This window comes from Streptomyces anandii JCM 4720 (genome assembly GCF_014650655.1).
GTDB lineage: Bacteria > Actinomycetota > Actinomycetes > Streptomycetales > Streptomycetaceae > Streptomyces > Streptomyces anandii.
This window is the reverse complement of the sequence record NZ_BMVJ01000021.1, coordinates 22659-26814: the sequence shown is the minus strand read 5'-3', so window position 1 is coordinate 26814 and position 4156 is coordinate 22659. Positions and strand designations below refer to the sequence as shown.

At 71.4% G+C, this 4156-nt stretch carries 5 protein-coding genes; all 5 read right to left on the bottom strand.

Translation table 11 applies throughout. From position 1 onward, the window contains the following. Positions 1-1091, bottom strand: a 1091-nt coding sequence (locus IE249_RS28900; RefSeq protein WP_229859479.1) for a YVTN family beta-propeller repeat protein, incomplete at its 3' end; no start/stop codon positions are given. Further along, positions 1091-1915 (bottom strand): polysaccharide deacetylase family protein, encoded by an 825-nt coding sequence (locus tag IE249_RS28895; protein ID WP_189709426.1) that lies wholly within the window; start codon positions 1913-1915, stop codon positions 1091-1093. The genes IE249_RS28900 and IE249_RS28895, both read right to left, overlap by 1 nt. A 62-nt stretch (positions 1916-1977) precedes the next feature. After that, complete coding sequence (locus tag IE249_RS28890) at positions 1978-2481, bottom strand: ATP-binding protein (RefSeq protein ID WP_189709424.1); 504 nt, start codon at positions 2479-2481, stop codon at positions 1978-1980. Positions 2482-2786: 305 nt separating this feature from the next. After that, complete coding sequence (locus IE249_RS28885) at positions 2787-3554, bottom strand: enoyl-CoA hydratase/isomerase family protein (protein WP_189709422.1); 768 nt, start codon at positions 3552-3554, stop codon at positions 2787-2789. 90 nt (positions 3555-3644) lie between these two features. Then, positions 3645-4156, bottom strand: a 512-nt coding sequence (locus IE249_RS38795; protein WP_229859477.1) for a L,D-transpeptidase, incomplete at its 5' end; no start/stop codon positions are given.

Here is a 4156-nt window from a genome sequence, read left to right as displayed (position 1 = left end):
CGGGTGTCGATGGCGTACACCTCGGAGTTGTAGCGGCCCGAGAGCCACAGCACCTTGCCGTCGGCCGAGACGCCGCCCATGTCGGGGCTGCCGCCGTGGGGCAGGCGCCACTTCTTGGTGAGCTTGTCCTGGGTGAAGTCGAAGACGGAGACGGTGCCCTCGCCCCGGTTGGAGATGTACATCTCGCGCGAGTCGCGGCTGATGTAGAGGCCGTGGGCGCCCTTGCCGGTGTGCAGGAAGACCGGCTTGCCGAAGGTGGCGCCGTCCAGGATCCACAGGCCGTCGGCCACCATGTCGGCGACGTAGAACTTCTTGCCGTCGGGCGAGACCTTCACGTCCTGCGGCATGGCGCCGTGGAAGTCGAGCTTCTGCCGGCCGACGACCTCCATGCGCGCGGTGTCGACCTTGAGCAGCTCGCCGCTGAACTCGCAGGAGACGATGAAGTAGCGGCCGTCCAGGGAGAAGTCGGCGTGGTTGACGCCGGCGCAGCTGACCGGGACGGTCTTGACCCGCTTCATGGTGTGCGCGTCGCGGAAGACCAGCTGGCGGTCCTTGGAGGCCATGACCACGGCGTACTTGCCGTCGGGCGTGAAGTAGAGGTTGTACGGGTCGTGCACGTCGACGGGCTTGCCCGCCTTGCCGGTCCTGGGGTCGATGGGGGTGAGGGAGTTGCCGAGGTCGTTGTTGACCCACAGGGTCTTCAGGTCCCAGGACGGCACGACGTGCTGCGGCTGGCGGCCCACCGGGATCGTCTCGATGACCTTGTACGTCGCGGGGTCGATGACCGTGACGGTGTTGGAGTTGGTGTTGGGGACGTAGATCCGGGACGGGAAGTCCTTGACGACGGGCGAGAGCTTGCCCGGGCGGTCGGCGGCGTAGACGTCGGTGGGGTCCAGGACGGGCGGCATGCCGGGCAGGCCGTCGGTCTGCTGTTTGCGCGGCTCGGGCTGGGCGGGCGCCTTGCTGCCGAGCGCCTCGTCGGCGTGGTGGCCCGTGCCGCCGCTGTCGCAGCCGGACAGCGCGGCCAGCGCGGCGCAGGCGGCGCCGGCGATCAGGGCGCGGATGACGCGGGAGGGTGACGTGGAAGGCATCAGCTCAGCAGCTCCGTGGTGGTGACCGCGTGCAGGCCGCGGCGGTCGAGTTCTTTGAGTACGTCGGGGAGGGCGGCGGCCGTGTCCGGGTACCCGAAGTGCATGCTGACCACGGACCCGCCGCGGGCCTCGGCCAGGACCCTGCGGACGACCGCGGGCGCGCCCGGCCGGGTGTAGTCGAGGGAGTCGACGTCGTAGGAGAGCACATGCGGGTATCCGGCGCCCTGTGCGAGCCGCTGGACCAGCGGGGAGGCGGCCGGGGCGCGGGAGGGGCGGAACCAGGTGCCGATGGAGCCGGTGAGCCGCTTCAGGCGGTCGGCGCAGCCGTTGATCTCGGCGCGGGCGTCGGTCTCGGACATGGCGTTGACGGCCAGGTGGCGCTGGGTGTGGTTGCCGAGGTCGTGACCGCCGTCCAGGATCCGGCGGGCCATCTCGGGGTGCTCGTCGAGCCAGGTGCCGACGGCGAGCACGGTGAGCCGGGCGCCGTGCTTCTCGGCCGTGGTGAGCAGGGTGCGGGCGAGCCCGGGGTCGCCCTGGCCGTGGAAAGTGAGGGCGACGCGGGGCCTGTCGCGCGGGCCGTGGGTGATCTGGGCGGGCTCGCCCGGGAAGGCGCGCGGGACGGGGGCGGCGAGCGGGGGCGCCGAGGTGTGCGCGGCCGCGTGCGAGGGGTGGGCGGCACCGGAGGCGGCGGAAGCGGCGGAGTCCGGGGCGGGGCGCGGGGCGGCGCCGGTCGCGGAACACCCGGCGCCGAGGACTCCCCCGGCGACGAGCCCGGCCCCGGCCCGCAGCACACCGCGTCGATCGGTCGTGGTCACCCGCACCATTTAAGAGGGGAGAGGTAAGAAAACGGGCGATTCACACGTTTGGAGCGCCGGGTGAGCCTCGGTCAGCGGTCCGCGACGCGCATTTCGAACCAGGTGGTCTTGCCTCGGGGCAGCAGGTCCACGCCCCAGCGGTCGGCGAGTTTGTCGACGAGGAACAGGCCCCGGCCGCTGACGTCGAGTTCCTGAACGGGCATCAGGCAGGGCAGCCCGCGGGAGGGGTCGCGGACCTCGACCCGGATCCAGCCGCGCCGGCGGCGCATGCGCAGCCCGAAGACCCGTGCGCCGGTGTGCCGTACGGCGTTGCCGACGAGTTCGGAGACGAGCAGGACGACGTCCTCCGTCAGCTTCGGGCTCAGGCCCCACTGCCGCAGGACGACGACCTGGGCGAGCCGGCGGGCGGTGGCGGCGGACTCGGGACGGGACGGCAGCGGAACCTCGGACTCCGTGGGATTTCCGTACAGCTCCAGCGCCTTGAGTGCGCCTTCGTCCTCGACCGTGGGCGACCAGCGCGCCGCGGTCGCACGTGCCGGTCCCCGCGGCTGTCCCATGCCTTCCAGCCCCGCCATGCCCCCATCATGGCCGCACCGGGGCCCGCCCGGGGCCGTTCCGGCGGAATACGCCCGGTCGGGGCCACCCGTCCCCGGCATTCGCACGGCATATGCCTAAGGCATTTCGGCGCCCGACACGGCCCGGTTGACCAGGGTGGACAGTGCCCTCTACCGCGATCCGGCCGCTCCCCCGACAAGACACGCTTAAGGCTGCCTTAAGGCCGCCATAAACCGCCCCATCGGGGGAACCGGACCAGACACGGTGTCAACAGCAAGGGTCGTGCGGCCCCTTCGGGTCCCCGCTCCTCCCGGCCGGGCCGGGCTCAGAGGAACTTGGCCTTGCCCGGCCCCTCCTCCACGAAGCTGCGCATCCCGCGCTCGCGGTCCTCGGTGGCGAACAGGCCCGCGAACCAGTTCCGTTCCACGGCGAGTCCGGTCTCGATGTCCGTCTCCAGGCCGGTGTCGACGGCCTCCTTCGCGGCGCGCAGCGCGATCGCCGGTCCCTTGGCGAGCCGGGCGGCCCACGCGTGCGCGGCCTCGTAGACCTCGCCGGCCGGGACGACACGGTCCACCAGGCCGAGCGCCAGGGCCTCGTCCGCCTTGACCTGACGGCCCGTGAAGATGAGGTCCTTGGCCTTGGAGGGACCGATCAGCCGGGACAGCCGCTGGGTGCCGCCGGCGCCCGGGATCAGGCCGAGCAGGATCTCCGGCTGGCCGAGCTTGGCGTTCTCCCCGGCGATGCGGTAGTCCGCGCAGAGAGCCAGCTCGCAGCCGCCGCCGAGCGCGTAGCCGGTGACCGCGGCGACCACCGGCTTGGGGATGCGGGCGACGGCGGTGAAGGAGTCCTGGAGGGCGCGGGCGCGCAGGACCATCGCCGCGTGGTCCATCGCCTGCATCTCCTTGATGTCCGCGCCGGCCGCGAACACCTTCTCGCCGCCGTAGACGACCACGGCGCGCACGTCGTCGCGGCGGGTGGCCTCCTCGGCGAGTTCCCTGAGCCGGTCCTGCGTGGCGACGTCGAGCGCGTTCATGGGCGGGCGGTCGAGGCGGAGGGTGCCGACACCGTCCGCCACTTCGAGGGTTACGGTCATGCAGAGCAGGTTAACGGCCACTAACGGCAGTCGGCCCGGTGCGGTCGATCACACCGGGCCGGGGCCGTACGAGCCGTCAGGAGGAGGCGCTCACGCCTTCCACTTGTCCCAGGACATGTTCCAGCCGTTGAGCCCGTTGGCCGGGTCGACCGTGCGGTCGTGGGAGTTCTTGACGACGACCACGTCGCCGATCATCGAGTGGTTGAAGAACCAGGCCGCCGGCACGCCGCTGTCGTAGCCGCCGCGCACGTCGCGCAGGCCGACGCAGCCGTGGCTGGCGTTGTAGTTGCCGAAGGCGCCGCCGCCCCAGTAGTTGCCGTGGATGAAGGTGCCCGAGGTGGTCAGGCGCATGGCGTGCGGGACGTCCTTGATGTCGTACTCGCCGCCGTAGCCGACCGTCTCGCCGTTCATCCTGGTGACCGTCAGCTTCTCGCTGATGACCATCTGGCCGTTCCACGTGTCGTAGCCGGGCTTGCCGGTGGTGACGGGGATGGTCTTGACGACCTTGCCGTCGTGCATGACCTTCATCGTGTGCTTGGCCGCGTCCACGACGGAGACCTGGTTGCGGCCGATGGTGAAGGAGACGGTCTTGGTCTGCTTGC